The 20,338-nt window shown below is 54.1% G+C and carries 15 protein-coding genes; 10 read left to right on the top strand and 5 right to left on the bottom strand.

Annotated features, from left to right (window positions below; translation table 11 throughout):
- The first annotated feature begins 373 nt into the window (after positions 1-373).
- From MPAL_RS00230 to cofH, 7 genes are all read left to right on the top strand, one after another.
- Positions 374-964 (top strand): PAS domain S-box protein, encoded by a 591-nt coding sequence (locus MPAL_RS00230; protein ID WP_048144940.1) that lies wholly within the window; start codon positions 374-376, stop codon positions 962-964.
- Positions 931-1,305 carry an ATP-binding protein gene (locus MPAL_RS13995; RefSeq protein WP_330217452.1) on the top strand — a complete coding sequence of 125 codons (375 nt, stop codon included), beginning with the start codon at positions 931-933 and terminating at the stop codon, positions 1,303-1,305. Before MPAL_RS00230 ends, MPAL_RS13995 begins: the two co-directional genes overlap by 34 nt.
- A 202-nt stretch (positions 1,306-1,507) precedes the next feature.
- Positions 1,508-2,395 carry an ATP-binding protein gene (locus tag MPAL_RS14000; RefSeq protein WP_269078494.1) on the top strand — a complete coding sequence of 296 codons (888 nt, stop codon included), beginning with the start codon at positions 1,508-1,510 and terminating at the stop codon, positions 2,393-2,395.
- 126 nt (positions 2,396-2,521) lie between these two features.
- On the top strand, positions 2,522-5,443 hold the full coding sequence (locus MPAL_RS00240; RefSeq protein WP_158303591.1) for a PAS domain S-box protein: 2,922 nt from the start codon (positions 2,522-2,524) through the stop codon (positions 5,441-5,443).
- A gap of 12 nt (positions 5,444-5,455) precedes the next feature.
- Complete coding sequence (locus MPAL_RS00245; protein WP_012616762.1) at positions 5,456-6,223, top strand: ATP-binding response regulator; 768 nt, start codon at positions 5,456-5,458, stop codon at positions 6,221-6,223.
- Between the two features lie 75 nt (positions 6,224-6,298).
- Positions 6,299-9,178 (top strand): HEAT repeat domain-containing protein, encoded by a 2,880-nt coding sequence (locus MPAL_RS00250; protein ID WP_012616763.1) that lies wholly within the window; start codon positions 6,299-6,301, stop codon positions 9,176-9,178.
- 461 nt (positions 9,179-9,639) lie between these two features.
- Positions 9,640-10,737, top strand: a complete 1,098-nt coding sequence (gene cofH, locus MPAL_RS00260; RefSeq protein ID WP_012616764.1) for a 5-amino-6-(D-ribitylamino)uracil--L-tyrosine 4-hydroxyphenyl transferase CofH — start codon at positions 9,640-9,642, stop codon at positions 10,735-10,737.
- A gap of 353 nt (positions 10,738-11,090) precedes the next feature.
- On the opposite strand, the gene MPAL_RS00265 is transcribed toward cofH, so the two are convergent.
- The 4 genes from MPAL_RS00265 to MPAL_RS00280 form a co-directional block, all read right to left on the bottom strand.
- Complete coding sequence (locus MPAL_RS00265; RefSeq protein WP_012616765.1) at positions 11,091-11,540, bottom strand: GNAT family N-acetyltransferase; 450 nt, start codon at positions 11,538-11,540, stop codon at positions 11,091-11,093.
- 371 nt (positions 11,541-11,911) lie between these two features.
- The gene (locus tag MPAL_RS14005; protein WP_012616766.1) at positions 11,912-14,818 is read right to left on the bottom strand and encodes a PAS domain S-box protein; all 2,907 of its coding nucleotides are present in this window, start codon (positions 14,816-14,818) and stop codon (positions 11,912-11,914) included.
- Positions 14,819-15,037: 219 nt separating this feature from the next.
- On the bottom strand, positions 15,038-15,916 hold the full coding sequence (locus tag MPAL_RS00275; RefSeq protein WP_012616767.1) for a CBS domain-containing protein: 879 nt from the start codon (positions 15,914-15,916) through the stop codon (positions 15,038-15,040).
- 54 nt (positions 15,917-15,970) lie between these two features.
- Positions 15,971-16,879, bottom strand: coding sequence for a presenilin family intramembrane aspartyl protease PSH (locus MPAL_RS00280; RefSeq protein WP_048144944.1), 909 nt, complete (start codon positions 16,877-16,879; stop codon positions 15,971-15,973).
- A 41-nt stretch (positions 16,880-16,920) separates the two neighbouring features.
- Here MPAL_RS00280 and MPAL_RS00285 point away from each other — a divergent pair, with 41 nt between their 5' ends.
- Entirely contained in the window at positions 16,921-17,235 is a 315-nt protein-coding gene (locus MPAL_RS00285) for a hypothetical protein (RefSeq protein ID WP_012616769.1), read from the top strand.
- 1 nt (position 17,236) lies between these two features.
- On the top strand, positions 17,237-18,238 hold the full coding sequence (gene fen / locus MPAL_RS00290) for a flap endonuclease-1 (RefSeq protein ID WP_012616770.1): 1,002 nt from the start codon (positions 17,237-17,239) through the stop codon (positions 18,236-18,238).
- Positions 18,239-18,329: 91 nt separating this feature from the next.
- Here the strand turns inward: fen and MPAL_RS16740 are convergent, their stop codons facing one another.
- A complete protein-coding gene (locus MPAL_RS16740) occupies positions 18,330-18,575 on the bottom strand; it encodes a hypothetical protein (RefSeq protein WP_236610496.1) in 246 nt (81 codons plus the stop codon).
- Between MPAL_RS16740 and MPAL_RS14010 the strand changes: the two genes are divergently transcribed.
- Positions 18,463-20,151 carry a PAS domain S-box protein gene (locus tag MPAL_RS14010; protein WP_236610491.1) on the top strand — a complete coding sequence of 563 codons (1,689 nt, stop codon included), beginning with the start codon at positions 18,463-18,465 and terminating at the stop codon, positions 20,149-20,151. The two genes, MPAL_RS16740 and MPAL_RS14010, sit on opposite strands and share 113 nt — an antisense overlap.
- Positions 20,152-20,338: the final 187 nt, after the last annotated feature.

Genomic DNA, 20,338 nt, shown 5'->3' on the forward strand with positions numbered 1-20,338 from the left:
CCTTTATAGGTCAAGGTCATCCGTATCATCACCTATGAACCGGAGGACTATGCCACGATCCAGTCGATCAAGGGCTTCCTCTTCATCATCACCGCGCTCCTCCTCTTCCTGCTCATCCAGCACTTCACCCGCGAGTTAAGGGGGAAGAACGACGAGCTCCGGACTTCATACGAAGAGATCGCCGCTTCGGAAGAGGAATTGCGCCAGAATTTTGAGGATCTCATTGCCGGCGAACAGGCATTACAGGAGAGTGAGGAACGCTACCGTCTGATCGCAGAGAATACCGGGGACGTCATCTGGGTGCTCGAATGGTGCCGGAATCAGCACGTCCCTTTCCGTACGGCTGGTCGCCTATGCTGCCGACGACGATACCATGAAGGTCCAGATCGAAGAGGTGGACCAGGTCTGCCGGGACGGCTCCATCGTTCCAATCGAAGCGGTCACCACTCTGGTGGCCGATGCCGGTCGACGGGTGACCGCGATCATCGGGATTTCTCGGGATATCACCGAACGCAAACAGGCAGAGCTTGAACTCGGTCAGTGGAATCGCGCCCTCCAGTTCATCAGCAGCGCAGACTCCCTGCTGGTGCATACGATCGATGAGCAGACGCTGACCGATCAGATCTGTGCGGTGATCACTAGGGCCGGTGTGTACCGGATGGCATGGATCAGGTATGCCATGCACGATGAGGCGAAGAGCGTCCCCCCCGTCTCCAGCTGCGGGTTCGAAGACGGTTTTCTTGAAACGATCAATCCCACATGGGCGGATACCGACAGGGGGAGGGGACCGATCGGAACGGCGATACGGATGGGTTGGTATTGCTGTCCCCGGAACATTCCCGGTGATATTGCATTCGATCCCTGGCGCGAAGCGGCTACCCCCCGGGATATCAGTCCTCCATCGCCCTCCCGCTGGAATCAAATGGCACCATCTTCGGTGCGCTCAATATCTACAGCACAGTGACGGACTCCTTCACTGACGAAGAGGTCATCCTCCTGACCCAACTCGTCCGGGACATCTCCTTTGGTATCCTGACTCTCAGGGATCTGGTGCTCCGCATGGCTGCAGAACAGGAACTCCGACAGCTCAATCTTGAACTGAAGGAGCATGTCAGGGAAAGGACACGGGGACTGAGTGAAGCCATTGAATGGCTCAGGGAACTCGACCGGCTCAAATCGATGTTCATCGCATCGATGAGCCATGAACTCCGGACCCTGCTCAACTCCATCATTAGGTTTATGGGGATCATGGTGAAAGGAATGACAGGGGGATCAATGCAGAGCAGAAGCAGCAGCTCGGCATAGTACAGGAGAGTGCCCGGCACCAGCTGGTCCTCATCAACGATGTGATCGATATCTTCAAGATCGAGGCTGGCGTCTCGACGTTCGACCTCGTCGACCTGATCAACGAGGTGGAGAGTGATTTTGAACTGCAAGTATATGATCGGGGACTTGTTTCAGTTGTTAAATTTCCGGTCCTATCGCTATCACCAGCGATAAACGCCGTATTAAACAGGTCATAACAAACCTTGTCAGCAATGCGATCAAGTGCACTGACGAGGGAAAGGTCGACCTGACGGTTGAGGAACGAGGATCGGTTGTGGCTGTTCGTGTCTGTGACACCGGCATCGGCATTGGGAAGGAGGATTTCGACCGGCTCTTCTCTCCCTTTGGCCGGGTTCCGGTGCCTGGGCGCCTGACCGAGGGGACAACAGGGCTCGGATTATATCTGTCAAAGAAACTTGCCTGGTTCCTTGGCGGAGATATCATGGTGGAGAGAGAGGTGCAGAGGGGGAGCGTGTTTTCGTTCACCCTCCCGAAAACATATGAGGAACAGGATGGGACACAGTTCCCGGGAGAGGTTTCATCCAGTCCTTTTATCGATCGCCCTGGGCAGACACTGTTGAGCATGATCATCAGAGACATATCAGAGTGCAGAAATCAGGAGATGGGCCAGCAGCCACCCCGCTGGCAGCGTATCAGGGATCTCCTAGACACTATCCATATGACAGGTGTGGCGGGCTCTCTTCACATCACGAACGAAACGGAGAACATGGAGATATACGCGTATCCAGTCATCGAAAAAGTGTTCTGGCACATGGTCGACAACTCGGTAAAGCACGGGAAGAAGGTTACTGAGATCCGGATCACTGCCCATGAATCTGCATTCGGATGTACACGGATCTATCAGGATAATGGCGTTGGGATTCCAGTGGACATGAGAAAGGATCATTTCACCAAGAGTTTTGGCAAGGAGACTGGTTATTCTCTCTTCTTTGTCCATGATCTTCTTGAGATCTCCGGTATGACGACCGCTGAGACCGGGGAACCAGGGAACGGAGTCCGGTTCGAAATCGGCGTGCCGAGGGGACTCTACCGATTTGTCAGTTGTTAACTCCAGTTGTCACCGGACTTTTTTTAGACCTGGAACCGATCGCCCTGAGAGGTATCGGCAGGTACTTATCCTCTTTAATCCATCTTCCAGACAGGACTCCCCAAAATGGAGTGGAAGTGGTGCCCCGTGATCTCAGTGCTGTATGTCGATGATGAGCCGGTTCCTCTTGAGATGACAAAACTCTCTCTGGAGAAGGGATTCGGCTTCTCTGTTGACACGGCGATCAGTGCACACGATGCCCTGGAACACCTCAAAATCCAGCGATACGATCTCATCATATCTGATTACCAGATGCCGGAGATGGATGGAATAGAACTCCTGAAACTTTTGCGCAGAACCGGTAATGCAATTCCATTCATCCTCTTCACCGGGCGGGGACAAGAAGAGGTTGTAGACGATGCCTACAATGCAGGGGTTGATTCGTTCCTTGTCAAAGGTGGTGATCCCAGGATCCTGTATATGGATCTCGCCCGAAGGATCGAACAGATCGTCAGCCATAAAAAAACGGAGCAGGCGTTACAGTTCAGTAACATCCTCCTCTCCACACAACTGGAGACTTCGATGGATGGAATTCTCGTCGTTGATGAACACGGGGCGATAATCTCGTCCAATACGCGTTTCATGGATATGTGGAATATTCCGGTGGACGTTATTGCTCCGGGCTCGGATGAATGTGCATTGCTGTCGGTTCTTGGCAACCTTGTTGATTTCGAAGCCTCTTCCCTATCTGCGAATTATCTGTCTGATCGTCGAGATGAGAAGAGCCATGAGGAGATCGTTTTAAAGGACAGCAGGGTATTTGACCAGTACTCAGCTCCAATGGTAGAGAGCGATGGTGAATACTATGGAAGGGTTTGGCACTTCCGGGATATCACAGCCCGAAGGCAGGCGGAAGAGGCGCTCCGTGAAGATGAAGATAAATCTCGCATGATCTTTGAAAATTCCAATGATGCGATCTTCCTTATGGAGGTGGCTAGGGAGGGGGAGATCTGCCGGATCATCGATGTAAACAGTGTGGCTGTCAGACAAACCGGGTATTCGAAGGAGGAACTTCTGTCTGGATCTGCAGTCGGCATCGATTTCCCAACCCTGATCCAGAGACTGCCGTCGACCATCTCTGAACTGCTCGCCGGAGGCAATACTACCTTTGAGAGTGATGTGACCAGAAAGGATGGCATACTCCTGCCGGTAGAGGTGAACATCCAGGCCGTTCAATTCAAGAATACCTCCTGCATCATTGTTACCATTCGTGATATTTCCAGGCGCAAACGTACAGAGGAAACACTGCAGAAGAGTGTGGCAGATCTGGCACGCGCCCAACAGGTGGCAAATATCGGGAACTGGAGTCTTGACCCTGCCACAAATGAAGTGGCATGGTCAGATCAGATGTATGAAATCTTCACCATCCCCCGATCATCCCTGATAACTCGTGACCTCTATCTTGCTACCATCCATCCAGATGATAGTGAACATGTCATACAGGTACTGACAGAGGCCCTTAATGGTTCTCTGGACTTTTTCGACCTGGAGTACCGGATCATCATACAGGGAGGTCATATCAGGAATATCTATGAACTCGCAGAGATCTCCCGCGATGAGCAGGGAACCCCGCTTCTTGTCTTTGGCACTGCACAGGATGTCACGGAAAGGATTCTTGCCGAAATGATATGCAGAGAGAGCGAGTTGAAATATCGAACGCTCATCGAGAGCGCAAATGAGGGTATCTTCATCATTCAGGATGGGTTTGTTCCGTATGGGAATCCCAAGGCGATGGAGATCATGGGATTTTCAGCAGATGAATTTGCAGGGAATCATTTCCTTGAACTGGTTCATCCCGATGATCGGCAAGAGACTCTGGAACGGTATCAAAAGCGGATACGTGGCGAATTCGATGAACCGATTGCCTACTCACGGATCATCGATCGGAATAACAATGTCCACTGGCTTGAGATCAATGCGGTCAGGATTCTGTGGAATGGTAGACCGGCGACACTCAATTTTGTGACCGATATCACCAGGAGGAGACGTGCTGAAGAGGCACTCAGAGAGAGTGAAGAGAATTACCGGATGGTCGTTGAAAATATCTCGGATGTTTTTTACCGAACAGACAAAAACGGGATTCTCACCATGATCAGTTCGAGTCTGAAGACGGTGCTGGGATATGATTCGGTGGAAGAGTGTCTTGGGCAGTCCATCGCTGAAAAACTTTATTTCGAGCCGGAGAAACGGAGAGACTTCCTGGAAGTGCTTTTGAAGAATGGTTCAGTCAAAGATTTCGAAGTGACCCTGAAACGAAAGGATGGGAGCCCGGTGACGGTGGCAACCAGCAGCCAGGTCTATTATGACGAATCCGGCAACGTTCTCAGGATTGAAGGGGTTTTCCGGGATATTACTGAACGCAAGCGGACTGAGGCCGCTCTGGTTGAGTCTCTGCATGAGAAAGAACTGCTCTTAAAGGAGATCCATCACCGGGTAAAGAATAATCTCCAGACGATTTCGAGTCTCCTGTACCTCCAGTCACTCTCAACAGATAATATAGGGCAGATCTCATTACTCAGGGAAGCCCGGTCGCGGGTCATATCCATGGGTCTGATTCACCAGAAACTCTACCAGTCCGCAGACATTGCCCATATCCAGTTCATGGATTATATCCGGGGTCTCATCGATTTTCTTGAAGAGTCCTATGGTGTTGATCCGGATAAGATCCAGACATTTGTGGATGTCAGCCCCTCCGATCTCACGATGGACCTCGATACTGGTATCCCCTGCGGACTCATAATCAACGAACTGGTCACCAATGCTCTCAAGTATGCATTCCGGGAGTATGGGTGTGGGACTATCCGGATCCGAATGGAGCGGGACGAGCATGAGTACCTTCTCACGGTCAGCGATGATGGGGTGGGAATCCCGGAAGATCTGGATCTCTCCACGGTAAAATCCCTTGGGATGACCATCGTCACCGATCTCGTCAGTCAGCTCGATGGATCGCTTGAGATCATCCGCCAGCCGGGTGCAACCTTCAGAATTCGGTTCCCTGATCAGAAATGATGGAGATATGCCATGATAGAAAAGAAGATCCTGATCGTTGAAGACAATGCGATAATCGCCCGCGAGACCTCAGAACGATTGAAACGGCTCGGGTACACGGTGACTGGAATTGCTGCGCGAGGCATCGATGCCATCGAGAACGTCCGGGCGAGCCTGCCCGACCTGATCCTCATGGACATCAATCTGAAAGGAGAGATGGATGGTATCGAAGCGGCCGGCAAAATAGGTGAATTTTCAGATGCACCGGTGATCTATCTCACCGCCTATTCCGACGATCTCACCCTGCAGCGTGCCATGCAGACAAAACCGGTTGCGTACCTGATCAAACCGTTCAAGGAGCGTGAACTCTACAGCAACATCGAGATGGCTATCTACAAGCACAAGGCAGAGAAGAAGACCGGGATATCCGACGAGACCGACGAGATCATCAGGGCTTTTGCCGACCTCCCCGAGTGTGTCATCGTGACTGATAACGAGGATCGTATCCTGTTCATGAACCGTTCTGCATCGCACCTCATCGGCTTCTCTGCAGAGGAGACCCTGGGATCTTTGATCTCGACCGTCTTTACGATCAGACGAGGTTCGCCCAGGCTGGAGGAGACCCTGAAGAAGAAGTCGACCGGTTTCCCCCTTCTTCAGGAGGAGCGTATCAGGGTAGACCTGATCACCCGGGGGGGGTCGAGTGTCCCGGTCATCACGGAGGCGACTGCCATTACCGATAGTCTTGGGATCAGGGAGGGTTTTGCTCTGGTCTTCTGGGTTGACGAACCGGGATCGTGAACCTGGATGGGATTATCCAGTACGACCGGAACGGGAGAACAGGTGGCCTCTGGACCCCACGAACCGGTGAGATGAATGGGGATTTTTGATATATTTACCCCGGATATCCAGAAGATGCGCGATGCAGGTGATGTCCGGGGGCTGGCGAAGGCGCTTGGGGATTCGAATCTGGAGATCGCCCGGAAGGCGGCAGCAGCGCTGGTGGGTCTTCCCTCGTCCAGTGCCGTGATTCCGTTGATCCGGTCACTTTCATCCCCTGACAAGGATATCAGGCGTCTGAGCACGGCTGCACTTGGTGCGACCGGGGACCCACATGCGCTCCCTGCCGTTCTGGAAGCAACGGAGGATGGAGATCTCGGCGTAAGGCTGGAGGCAGTAAAAGCACTTGCAAAATTCCACGATCCTGAAGCAAATTTGCTTATTACCCGGTTTACCGCTGACAGCAATCTGGACATCCGGATGGCGGCAGTCTCTGCACTGGGGCAGACCGGGGATCCCACATCGATCGAACCTCTCCTCCATCTGCTCGTGGATCCCCATTACGGCATACGTGAGGTCTCTGCATATGCACTCGACTCTCTCGGCTGGGTGCCGGCGAACGATCGGGATAAGGCTTTCTATTTTATCGCAAAACGGGAATGGAGAGGCCTGTTCAACCTCCAGTCGGTGGCAGTAAAAGTTCTTGTCTGGGCATTGAAAGATGAATATTATGCTGTCAGGCAGGGGGCGGCCTCGACCCTGGGAAAACTCAAGGATCTCCGGGCTGTCAGGGCACTGGTCTCTGCTCTTTCCGATGAAGAGAGCAGTGTTCGGATGGAAGTGGTCTCCGCTCTGGGTGAGATAGGCGACCTTCGGACTGTCCCTATCCTGGTACGGGTACTTGACGATGATTATATCGGTGTGCGCATGACTGCCGCCTCTGTTCTCGATGGCATGGGATGGAAACCGTCAACTGAGAACGACCTGATCCTCTATCTCCTCGCCAAGGAACGATGGATGGATATTGCAGTTATCGGGAAACGATCGACGCAGGTTCTGGCAAAACGACTCAATGATCCTAACTATAGCACCCGTGATGAAGTCGGAAAGATTCTGCAGAGACTGGGTGAGCATGCACAAGAACCGATGCTTTCTGCATTGAAGAATCCTGACCCGGATGTCCGGTCAAGGGCTGTGTGGATCCTCGGGAATATCAGGACCAGGCAGGCTGTTGGCCCGATCATTCGAATCCTCAGCGATGACAATCCAGCATGTAGAGAGGAAGCTGTCAGAGCGCTGGGAAAGATCGGGGACCCCCGTGCCATCCCGTTCCTCAACCGTGTCCTCGGGCGTGAAATTCTTCTCGCCCCGGTGGCGATCCGGGCGCTGGGGCAGATCGCTCATCCCGCTTCTGTCAAGGCATTGATGCCGTATCTTGGGAGTGCAGACCGGGAGATCCGGCTGCATACGATCCTGGCACTGGGAGAGAACGGTGATAAAAAGATATCAGGTGCCATCGCTCATGCGGTGAAGGATTCCGATCCTGAGGTACGGGTTGCTGCTATTACCGTTATCAGCAAGTTCCCTTCGAACGAGGTGTACGCCCTGATCCGGGCTGCACTCGAAGATGTTCATCCCGATGTCCGGTATGCAGCCCTCCTCGCCATCTCCACGTGGCAGGCCGACGACACGATCCCACTGATGGTCAGGCGACTGGAAGATGAAGATCAGAAGATCTGCAGGATTGCTGCACAGGCGCTGAATCGACGGCGCTGGCAGCCGGCATCCCTGCCGGAGCGAAGAAATTACCTGATTGCTATGGGTCAGTGGCGGGATCTGGAACGTCTGGACTATGTCAATAAAGAGCTGCAGAAGAAGGAATCGGATCTCGCATGCCAGATCGTCCCCCGGGGAAGCATCATGGATCCTGTACCTCCGCTGTCGGGATCTCCAGGAGAGCGGGTTGATGGAGATCCAACGAGACCGGAGGGTGCAGGAATAACCGGTGAACCCGATAGCCTACTGGCACTGATCCGGACGCTGGGGGACCAGAAGGAGATGCAGGCACTCCGGTGGAGATCTGCTGAAGGGCTCGGGGGACTGGGCGATAAGCGGGGGGTTGAGCCACTCATTGTCGCGTTATTTGACCCGGATTCTGAGTTACGTTGGCGTGCTGCGTTTTCTCTAGGCCTGCTGCATGATGAGCGTGCCATCGAACCACTTGCAACCGCCCTCCGCAGTGATGATCAGCTGACTGTCAGGGTACGGGTTGCAGAAGCGCTCGGACAATTTAAAAAACCGGTCGTCATCAGGCCGCTCATTCACTCACTTGGTGACGTTCATCCGGATGTCAGGGATATGGCAATCCGTTCGCTTGGAGAGATCGGAACTGAGAGTGCGATTAACGCAATCCTGACCGGGCTCCTCGATGCGGATGAGACTGTCCGCGAGAGCGTCATCGATACCCTCTTAAAACTCGGTGCCATGGCAGGCAGGTCGTTGGTGAAGAATCTCAAAAATAGAAACCCAGAGGTCAAAAAAGGAGTTTTGACCGTTTTTATGCGGATGAAACCAGCGATCAGTTTCCGCATCCTGGTCTCTGAACTGGAGAATGGTGACTGGGAAGTCCGCCAGATGGTTGCCGCTGCACTGGATTCTCTTGACTGGCAACCAGGGGATCCCTTTCAGAGGGCGATATATCTGTTTGCACAGCGCGACTGGAGAGCCCTTGAAGCGCAGGGGAAGACCGCTGAGGGAATTCTGATCCGGGGGACTGCCGACAGCGATCCCGCGATTCGGAGGGCTTCAGTGGAACTTCTGGGTTTGATTGGGGACCGTCGTACTATTCCTTCTCTGACCGAGGTCATGTATGACGAGAACCGGGAAGTCCGTCTCTCCTCGATAAAAACTCTGCTGAAGAGGCAGGGCGGGGAGTCCTCCAGGCTTATCTCCACTCTGAAACGAAACGTGAAATAATAAATCCTGATTCAAAGCGCAGAATTTCAATTATATTCGACTATGATCTCTTCCAGTCGATAACGGGAAAATCCCCCTGGAATTTTTGTATGATCTCGGTATGGTATGTCGATGATGAAGAGTCCCTTCAAAAAAATTGCGAAGATGTACCTGGAACGGAGGAACGAGTTCTCTGTCGACACGGCATCGTGTTTCTCACGCACCTCTGTATGAAAGAAGATCAGACGCCGTTCATCATCTTCACCGATGGGGATGGGAGGGGGCGGTATCGATGCGAATAACGGCAGAGTTGACTTCGATCTCTTGAAAGGGATTATCCCCCCGTCCTTCTTCAAAACTGGTTGAATGATTCTCTGCCAGTTCAATTCTTTTCCGGACGATCGGCCAGTGGTCGCTGGTGAGGATCAGGATCCGATAGGTTCATGTCAAGCATGACACAGGGTAGCATGGGAGTGGATGGGATGAGAACCATGAACCATGACTTGCAAGGACTGTTATCTGATCTGAAAGGCGGCCACCGGCTCGGTGAGGATGAAGCGTTGATGCTCTTCGAGACCCGGGGCCGAGATATCTGGACGATCGCAGCAGCGGCCGACGAGCGGCGGGAGGCGGTGGCCGGCGACCCGGTCACCTATGTCAGAAACCAGAACATCAATGTCACCAACCTCTGCGTCAATGCCTGCGGTTTTTGTGGGTTCTCAAAGAAGCCCGGGGATGACGGCATCTATTATCATAGCCGCGAGGAGATCCAGCAGAAGGCTGCGCTGGCGAAGAGCCGAGGGGTCTCCGAGATCTGCACGGTGAGCGGGCTGCATCCCCATTTCACGGCCGAGTCCTATATCGAGATCTACCGCTGGATCACGGAGGCGGCACCGGGGATTCATCTCCATGCGAGCAATCCCATGGAGGTTGCGTACGGGGCGGAGAGGAGCGGGATGACCACACGGGAGGTGTTGACCGGGATGAAGGCGGCCGGCCTCTCCTCGATGTGTGGAACAGCGGCTGAGATCCTGGTTGACCCGGTCAGGGATACGATCTGTCGTGGAAAGATCCCGACCGATGAGTGGGTGCGGATCATCAGGGAGGCCCACTCCTTAGGCATTCCCACCACGGCCACGATCATGTACGGCCACTGTGAGACCGAGGCCGACCGGGTCCGACATCTGGCGATCCTCCGGGCGATCCAGGATGAGACCCATGGGTTCACCGAGTTCGTCCCGCTCTCGTTCATCCACATGAACACCCCGATCTACCGTCAGGGGCTCGCCCGGGCCGGCGCGACCGGGAGGGAGGATCTGTTGATGGTCGCCGTCGCCCGCCTCTTCCTCGATAACTTCCGAAATATCCAGGTCTCATGGGTGAAGGAGGGGATCAAGATGGCGCAGTTGGGCCTCATCGCCGGGGCCAACGACCTGGGGGGGACGATGTACGAGGAGAGCATCTCGAAGGGGGCCGGCGCGACCAACACTGACTACCTCGATCCGGCAGAGATGCAGCGGGTGGCGGAGGATCTCGGGAGGATGCTCGAGCGCCGGACGACGCTCTACGACATGTGTTAACGGGTTATTCTGGTTGTGGTTCGTCGACTTGGCCCGGTTTGGGCGAAGGTAGAGGGTCGACAGCTGACTGGCATGGACACAGAGACGGCGGCGCTCCTCTTCAACGAGTTCGAGGAATAGGAGATCGAAGAGATTCCGAGGGGGTTGAGATCTATAAAACTCTCCGAGATCATAACGGTGATCGGGGGAGGAACTCTGTCGACAACAGTTGATGAGTACTGGAATGGAGAGATCCCATGGTTTTCTGTTGTCGACGCTCCCTGGGAGAGTGAATTGAGGGGATTTCTTAATGTTCAGCTGCCAAACACCAATATCTAGGCTCGGCCCCCTTCCACCGAAAAGACACCACCATCCTACCGTCCATCGAACCTGACGATGAACCCGGTCTTCGATCGCCCGTCGAAGCCGGCCTGCTCGTAGAACGGTATCGCTTCTCTCCTTCCGGTCAGCAGCATCACCTTGTAACATCCCTGCTCCCTGGCGATCACCAGTGCCCGCTGGAGGACTCGTGTCCCGATACCCCGGTGCCTGTACTCCGGGTGCGTCACGACATTCTCGATCAGTCCGTACGGGGCCGCCTGCCGGGTCAGGTTCTGAATGATGGTCAGGACACAGGAAGAGACCAGCCTCCCGTCGACCTCGGCCACCAGGTACCGCTGCCCCGGGTCCGCCAGTATCCCGTCCCATACGGCATGCACCCGGGTGTCGACGGCGAGATCGCCGTCGTCACTGTTCAGATGTTCGTAGAGCGCAAGGAGATCGTTCAGTTCCTCTTTTTTAATGAGACGAATAATTTCGGCCATAGCATATATCTCCATTTTATCGGGATGCGAAACCCCTGTCGGGATCACTCCTTATGATTTCATCCCGTACCTCCGGAATGGAATAGGGAACACCACGATGTGCGGATCTGATACTCAGGTTGAATAGTCTGACATGAACAGATATTAAACTGGGTTCTCTGGTGAATGCTTCTCCACCTGATTGGTTCCCGTCCGTCCGTAAGGTACCGATAATCTGACGTCAGTACACCTTGATACGATTGTTCGGAATCGGACGCGATAAAAACCAGCTTCTTTATTTTTCCCTAAACCCCATACCAGAACAATCGTTAGGCGAGATCCCATGCAGCCGACCATACCACAAGACTCCCACACCGTCCCCTGCATTTCGATTACGTGGGGTCAGTAGACCGGTACGTCCCCCTGGGAACATGGATCTCAAACCGGACGCCGGCACCGGGTTCGCCGGTCTCGGTGATGGAGATCCCGGTGATCGAGAGGATCTCCCGGATCAGAAAGAGACCGAGACCGGTATGTTTCCCAAACCCCTTCTGGAAGAGCCTGTCCTTGTCATCAAAGGCGATACCGGCACCGTCGTCATGGTAGGTGATCACGATACCGTCCGGGGTCTCGTCTGCGGTGAGCCGAATCACGGTCACATGACCCCCATGGCGCAGGGAGTTTTCGATGAGATTGTAGAAGACCTTCTCGATCAGGGGGTCTGCATAGACGAGGAGATTGGAGACCTGCACCTCGACACCGATCTCCCCGAGCGGGAGCTGCGACGCGGCAGATCGGAAGATCTCTGCGATGGTACACCATTGGGGTGTCTGGACCCCGAGATCCTCGTAATACTGGGTGAATTCGATCTGTTCGCGTATTGCATCCGCTGCCACGTCCCCCTTCTTCAGGTACTCTTGGAGGTCGGGATCCTGTACACGTTCAATCGAGAGTTCGAGATAGGCACGCAGGCCGATGATCTGATTGAGAATGTCATGTCGGGTGATGGACGAGAGCATGTTGAGTTTCTTGAGGGCTTCCTGCAGCGCCAGCTCAGTCTGTTTCCGTTCGGTGATGTCTCTGATGATCCCGACGATGAACTCATCGCCGGCGGTATTGGTGTTGAGGGCTTTTTTGGTGATGACCGTATGAGTATTTCCCCGTAAGTCGGTGATCTTCTCCTCGTTTTCATTCCCCTGACTGGTCCGGAGAACCTCATCATCTTTCTCCAAAAAGACATCCGCTTCCTCCCTTCTGAAGAGATCAGAATCGGTCTTTCCCAGCAATTCCTCCCGGGTGTGTCCGGTCAACTGACAGAAACTGGTGTTCACTTTGACAAAATGGTGCTTGTGATCCTTGATGAAGAGCGGGTCCGCCAGGGTATTGATCACCGTGTCCAGGTATGCATTCGATTCCTGTAACGCCCGCTGGACCATCTTCTGGTCGGTGACATCCCGGATCGACTCGATCGCACCGGTGATCTCCCCCTTCTGATCGATCAGCGGCGTCGCACTGGCCCAGAGCGAAAAACGGGCGCCATCCATACGGGAGATCTCTGTCTCGGTCATCACCGTAGTTCCTTTGAAGTGGACATTGGGATACGCTTTTTTTATCTCTTCATGATCCTGTTGCAGGACATAATCGATGAGGATTGGACCGGTGTGATCGGAGATCCATGCAGTATACGATTCTCTCTCCTTGCCGAGTATATCCGATGCCGAAACCCCGCTCAACAGTTCCAGAGCATGGTTCCATGCTACAACAACACCAGTCCTGTCGATGACCATCGTCGGTTCAGGAAGGAAATCGATGATCTCGGCAAGACGCCGGCTGGTCTCACGAAAGGCCTCTTCCGCCTGTTTTTGTTCGGTGATATCCCGATTGCTGGCACGTCTTCCGATGAACGCTCCCTTTGCGTTATAGAGGGGCTGACAGACATGCCCGATCCAGCGAATGCTCCCATCCCGATGAACTATCCGGAAATCAACTGTTTCCAGGGTATGGGGCGGAAAAAAACGGGACATGTGGTGCTCAAGGGCATCCCGGTCCTCAGGATGCAGGATGGTATTGATCAGACGCCTGGTGGTATAGAATTCCTGCGGGGTGTAGCCGGTGATCCGTTCGCAGGAAGGAGTCGTATACAGGATCGATTCATCAGGACCGATCCAGTACTCCCAGTCGTAGGTGTAATCGGCGAGTGTTCGATATTTTTCCTCACTCTCCTTGAGGGCATTCTGCGTCAGGGTGAGTTCAGATATATCGATGAAACTTTCAAGAAGGTAGGTGCGGTCGTGAAGGATGATCGGTACCACCGATTTCAGGACCGGGCGTCGTTCACCATCCGCCTGGATCAGCACCTTCTCTGACCGGTCGACGATCTGATGGAGATCGGTGATCGGGCATCCTCCGTTCAGGGCAGGACAGATGTAACTGGTGCAGACCGAACCGATGATCTCCTCTTTTTTTGCCCCGATCATAGCCGCTGCAACGGCGTTCACCTCGACGATGGTATGGTCCTCTGGATCGATCACCACCACGCCGGCGATCATCGATTCCAGAATGGCGTTGAGGAGATCATCGCGGATTTTTTGTTCGTCTTCTGTCCGCTTTCTCTCTGTGATATCCCTCCCGATGACCTGGACTCCTGATATCGTTCCATCGTTTATGATGGGTGCACCAAAAAATTCTATGAATGCAGTGCCTCCGTATTTTTTTCTGAACCTGACCGTGATCCCTTCGGTGACCCCCCCTCCCAGGAGATCAGGGAACGACTTCTCTAACTGGCCGAGATCATCGGGGTGGATGAAAGCTCCGGAGAGTTTCCCGATGATCTCAGCAGGATCGTAGCCCAGGATCTTTCTGGCTGAAGGGGAGACATACGTTGCCCGTCCTTCCCTGTCGGTGAGCAGGATAATATCGGAACTCCGTTCAGCCACACCCCGGAAGAGGGTCTCGCTCTCCCTCTGGCGGGCAGTCAGGGACGAGACAACGGTCGCAATCAGGATGAACATGATCACCCGTCCCCCGACCAATAGCAGTTCCCCGGGGATGATTGGATTCGAGATATAGGTCATACCACAATAGATCGCTGAAATAACCGCTGAGAAGATGATTCCGCGTCGGGGAAAAAAGTACGCGGTGAGGATGATCGGAATATAAAAGAGGTGGGGGAGGACACTGGTCGTTCCGATCATGAGTTCGTATTCGTTCAGGATCAGAGTTATGCCGGTACTGACTGCGATCAGTGCAGCAAGTAGATTTGGACGATCTTGCAGGTGCTGAAGGAAGGAACGATCCATGTCGACAGACTCCCATTTTCTGGGAATAGTCTGTTACTTTTGGGGTATGAGTAATAATAGTTACTGCTTTTTCTCCGGATTCCTCTTTTGGAGTACCCCAGTGAAATAAGATCGTTGGGTTCTTCTTCATTGAAATACAGAAAAAAGAAGATTCGATAATGATCGAAATCTTTGCTCGGTGCAACGGACCTGCTATCAGGACACCCTGTTGGTGTATAATCAGTCTGTCGGGAAGACGCGGAGCACGTCTGACTGGGTCAGGATCCCGACCGGACTCCCGTTCTCGACGACGATCAGACGGCCGATCTCCCGCTCCTTGAACCGCTTCACCACCTCGAAGAGGCGAACCCCGCCGTCGGCTTCGATCACGTCGGGGGTCATCACCGTCGAGACGGGTGCACTGACCGGCAATCCCTCGTCGATCGCCCGGACGATGTCAGAGATCGTAACGATTCCTTTCATCGCCTCGTCGTCCATCACCGGAGCCCCGTGGATGTTTCTGGTATGGAAGAGATGGATCGCTTCGCTGATCGTCGCACTGGTGGCGAGCGTCAGGAGCGGTGTCGACATGTAGCAGCGGATCGGCAGCTTTGGAAGTGAGATCATCTCTGAGATCGAGATGATCAACCCCTGGTCGACCTCATCCTTCCCAAAGACCTCGCCCCGCACAAAGAGTTTGTTCACCGGCGTCGGGCCGATGGCCACCTGGTCGCCGATATCAAACCCCTTCACCGATCCGATCACCTTCACCACCGCATGGCAGACATCCGGGTGGCAGAGGGTGGTGAAGTCGATCTCGGTCGCCGAGACGCCAGGGAGTTCCTCTCCCCGCCGGGTGATCCGGACCTTGGCCTCACCGTCTGCAACCGATATGCTCAGTTCCTTGTAGGCGCGGGCGGTCGGGTTGTACCCCCCTTTGGGCCCTGGCACCCCGTCGACCAGTTCGAGTGCCTTCAAGGCCTGCATCTGATTTCTGATCGTGCCCGGGTTCCGCTTGATCACCTCAGCGATCTCCTCACCCTTGATCGGGTGCGAGTGCTGGTGATAGAGGGTGATCAGGGTGATCAGGATGTCCTTCTGGATGAGCGAAAGATCCATAATGATTAATCATACGGTTATCTTAAATAGGTTGGCGCACCGGCCATTCTCTGTTCAGAGCAGGGTCAGCCAGGCCCAGGCTCCCGTGGCTGCGCACCCGAGCAGAAATCCGAGGATCGTGCCGCCGTTCAGGGGTGGCAGCCCGGCCTGGGGCTTTCCGGTGTTCACGAACCAGAGGAGGACTGCGAGTCCAACGACGGACCCTGCCATCGCTCCGAGCGCAGGGAGGTTCAACCCGAGCGGTAACGTGGCTGGGAGGAAGACCGCGGCTGAGACGACCAGGATCGAGGGCATGATCAGATCTCCCATCCCGATGATGAAGGCCCCGCGCTCCCCGTCCCCGCCGAGGTCCCCGACCCCATCTCTGATAAACGAGTAATCCCGTTTCTTGGGGACCACGAAGAGGATCGGGGTCTTGAGACCGATGACCCCCTCGGCCAGGGCGATCATATGCTTGGTCCGGTAGACCGAGATCGCATCGTAGACAGCCAGCAGCAACAACAGCAGGAGCACCGGCAACAGACCGAGCGAGACACCGAATATCGCCGCGACGCCGGCCCCAAGCAGCAGCCCGAGTCCGTCGATCACGTACCATTCGGGATACCGGTACAGCAGCAGCGAGGCCAGGGCTCCGAGGAGGACGGCCAGTCCAAGGCCGAGGAGCGGGTCCGACAGCAGAGGAAAGACGAGGGCCTGGAAGATGTACACGAACGTCAGCCAGATCGAGAGGCCGATCACGGCGGAGATCAGTTTGAGGTGGTTGGCCCTGATCAGCACCAGCAGAAAGAGCGTGAAGGCCAGCATGATCACGATGAAGATCACCGGATCCGTGAGTGAGGTCGGGTCTTCGAATGCAGTGATCCCTGCGCTCTTCATCAGCGGGGCGAAGAGTACGGCCCCGGTCTCTACGATCAGCAGCATCAGCAGGATACCGAAGAATGGGATCAGGTTGGTCAGCTTCATGGATAGGTAACTTAAAATATACACCGCCATTACCTAAAAGTATGGATATACGCGAATCTCTTCTTGATATCATTCTGACCATTGTACTGGTCATTTCAACCCTGGTGCTGGTCTTCCGGCTCTGGCAGGATGTGACGATCGCGGTCGCTGCCACGCTGATGATGCTCGCCCTGGGCGGGCTTTTCCTCTCGTTCGGGGCCAAAATCTCCATCCTCGACAATACCCTGATCGTGCGCGAACGGTCGATGCGGCTGAACCTTGAGGAGACCTCTCTGATGATGAGCGAGAAGTACGAGACGACTGTGGCGCAGATCGATGCGATCATCCAGGACTTCTCGCGCAGGATGTACCGCTGACATGGGTGTTGCTCTCCGTGAGGTGCTGACCGAGTACAAGCATCCCAGAACCTGGGAGACCCTGGCCGGGACCGCCGCCATCGACGGGAACAATGCCCTTTACCAGTTCCTCTCGATCATCCGGCAACCGGACGGCACCCCGCTGATGAACAGCGAAGGGAGGATCACCTCTCACCTCTCCGGGGTCTTCTTCCGCACGCTCCGGTTCCTTGAGAAGGGGATCCGCCCGGTGTATATCTTCGACGGCAAACCCCCTGCTCTGAAACAGGAGACGATCGAGAGCCGGCGGGAGGTGAGACGGGAGGCCGGCGTCCAGTGGGAGGCTGCTCTGGCCCGGGGGGACCAGGAGGAGGCGTACAAACAGGCCCGTGCCTCCTCCCGGGTCACTCCTGAGATCATCGCCACCTCAAAAGAGCTGCTGACCCTGATGGGCGTCCCCTGCGTGCAGGCTCCGTCCGAGGGGGAGGCCCAGGCCGCCTCGATGGCCGCTTCCGGGGCGGTCACCTACGCCGTCTCGCAGGACTACGACTCCCTCCTCTTCGGAGCCCCGCTGCTGGTCAGGAATCTGACCGTCTCGAGCAAACGGCGGGTGCAGGGGAGGACGATCGCAGTCCAGCCCGAGTCGATCCGTCTCGATGAGGTGCTCGGGGGACTCGGGATCACCCGTGAACAGTTGATTGAGGCCGGCATTCTGATCGGCACCGACTTCAACCCCGGCATTAGGGGAGTCGGACCGAAGACAGCGCTGAAGATCGTGAAGAAGGACGGGTTCGCCGACATGATCGCCGAGAAGTTACCGGACTTCGACCCGTCCCCGATCCTACAGTTCTTCCGCTCCCCGCCGGTGATCGCCAACCTCTCCCTGGACTGGCAGCCGCCGGACCAGGCAGGGATCGAGGATCTCCTCTGTGGGGAGTACGGGTTTGCAACAGAACGGGTAAGAACTGCCCTTCAGAAGATCAGCGGCCCTCCCGGGCAGAAGACCCTGGACCGCTGGTTCTGATTTTTTTGCGTTGAAAGTGGAAAAGACGGGGGAGTGATTGGAAAATTTATTCCGTAACCAGCCGGGAAATTTTCCGGGGAACATCCCTTCGTCAAAAACACAGGATGATACCGGACAGAACATTTTTTGGAATATCCACAGAATAATGAATAAGAGGAGATGTCTGGATGAATTTTTTCGAATTTCTTTTCATCACCTCCTCATTACTTCTTATTTTGCTTGGAATTTTTGTTTTCACCCGGGACCCGAAAAGTCCCCTGCACCAGGCATTCCTGTTGTTAACCCTTGGTGCGTTCTGGTGGGCGTTCTCCTTATTCATGTTCAGGTATTCATCCACCTATTCCGAAGCTTACTTCTGGATGAGAATGAGTGCCTTCTGGACGTTTGTCCCTGCTTTATCGTTGAATTTTATCTGGATATTCAGACGATCTGCTGCACAACGGGGGAGTATCTGGATATATCCGTTCATATACATCCCTGCAATAATCTTCTGCATCCTTGAACTGGTAACGGATGTTATCAATGTCAGACCTGTCAGTGAATATTGGGGATATTCCTTTGGTCTGTCAGAAAACCTGTGGATCTATTATATCGAACTCGCATGGGCATTTAGCCTGATCATCATCTCACTGCTCGTCTGCCTTCACTATTACCTGAGTACTCGTGATATCCGGAAGAAGAAGCAATCCCAATTTATTTTGATTGGATTTGCTTGCCCTGCGATTGCTGTTTTCATGTATCTCATCATATTGCCAGTTTTCGGCATCGCGGTTCTACCGGTCATCAGCATCGCTTTTCCAGAGATAGTCATTATTTTTGTCCTCATCTTCTCCATCTTTGTCGGGTATGCGATCTGGAAGTACGATCTCTTTGTCCTGACACCTGCGACAGCGGCCGACACGATCATCTCCACCATGACAGACCTGTTGATCATGCTGGATGGAGAAGAGAACATCGTTGTGGTGAACCGTGCGACGAGGGAGATGCTTGGATATACTGAAGATGAACTCATCGGAAGTCCAGTGAGCATATTGATCGGTGACCACCCTGAAAAACCCGATTTTTTGGCTGATATAATCAACAATGGGGGTTCGCTCTCTGATATAGAGATGGTATGCCGGAAAAAAGACGGGACCGCCATGCCTGTCAGTGTTTCCGGTTCGGTCATTAGTGATAATGCCCGGAGCATCTCCGGCGTTGTCATCGTATTACGGGACATCACCGAACGGAAACAGGCGGAGAATGCACTGATACTGGTATTGGAAAAATTGAAAAAAATTAATCTCCTCTCCAGCATCACCCGGCATGATATCCTCAACCAGCTGACTGTACTGAAAGGCTATCTTGAGCTCGCAGAGACACTGGAACATGATCAGGATATCGTCATGTATCTAAAAGAGATGCAGGAGATAACTGATGTGATCGACGAACAGATATCGTTTATGAAGGATTACGAGGAGATGGGCGTGCGGGAACCTGTATGGCATGATGTTGCTGCAGGAATTCGGCGATCCATTGCCTCCCTCCCGATGCGAAATGTCAGGACGGTGATCGATATGCATGGTGTAGAGGTGTTTGCTGATCCGCTCTTTGAGAAGGTATTCTACAACCTCATCGATAACGCGTTACGGTATGGTGGGGAGAATCTTACCATAATCCGATTCATGGCCACTGAATCTGGTGCGGGAATCCTACTTGTCTGTGAAGATGATGGCAGCGGGATCTCTCCTGATGACAAAAAAAACCTGTTCATGAAAGGATTTGGGAAACATACCGGTCTTGGTCTCTTCCTGGTCAGGGAGATCCTTTCGATCACTGGTATCACCATCACCGAGAACGGGGGGTCGGGACAGGGAGCCCGGTTCGAGATCATCGTGCCGCAGGAAGCGTACCGGTTCCCCGACATGCACTAACGGTGCAACATGTGGGTCCAAAACCCACCTTCACCGGTAATCCCAAATTGATACACAAAAATCCGCTGAATGGAGCGTTCTGGTCACCGGCTGCGTACATATGACCTGCACCCCTCGTTAGAGATTTCCGCTGCATGTGAAGAGAACGAAGGCTGTTAGGTAATGGTGCGTTCACCACTCCACCTGT

It is taken from the genome of Methanosphaerula palustris E1-9c (genome assembly GCF_000021965.1).
GTDB classification, from domain to species: domain Archaea; phylum Halobacteriota; class Methanomicrobia; order Methanomicrobiales; family Methanospirillaceae; genus Methanosphaerula; species Methanosphaerula palustris.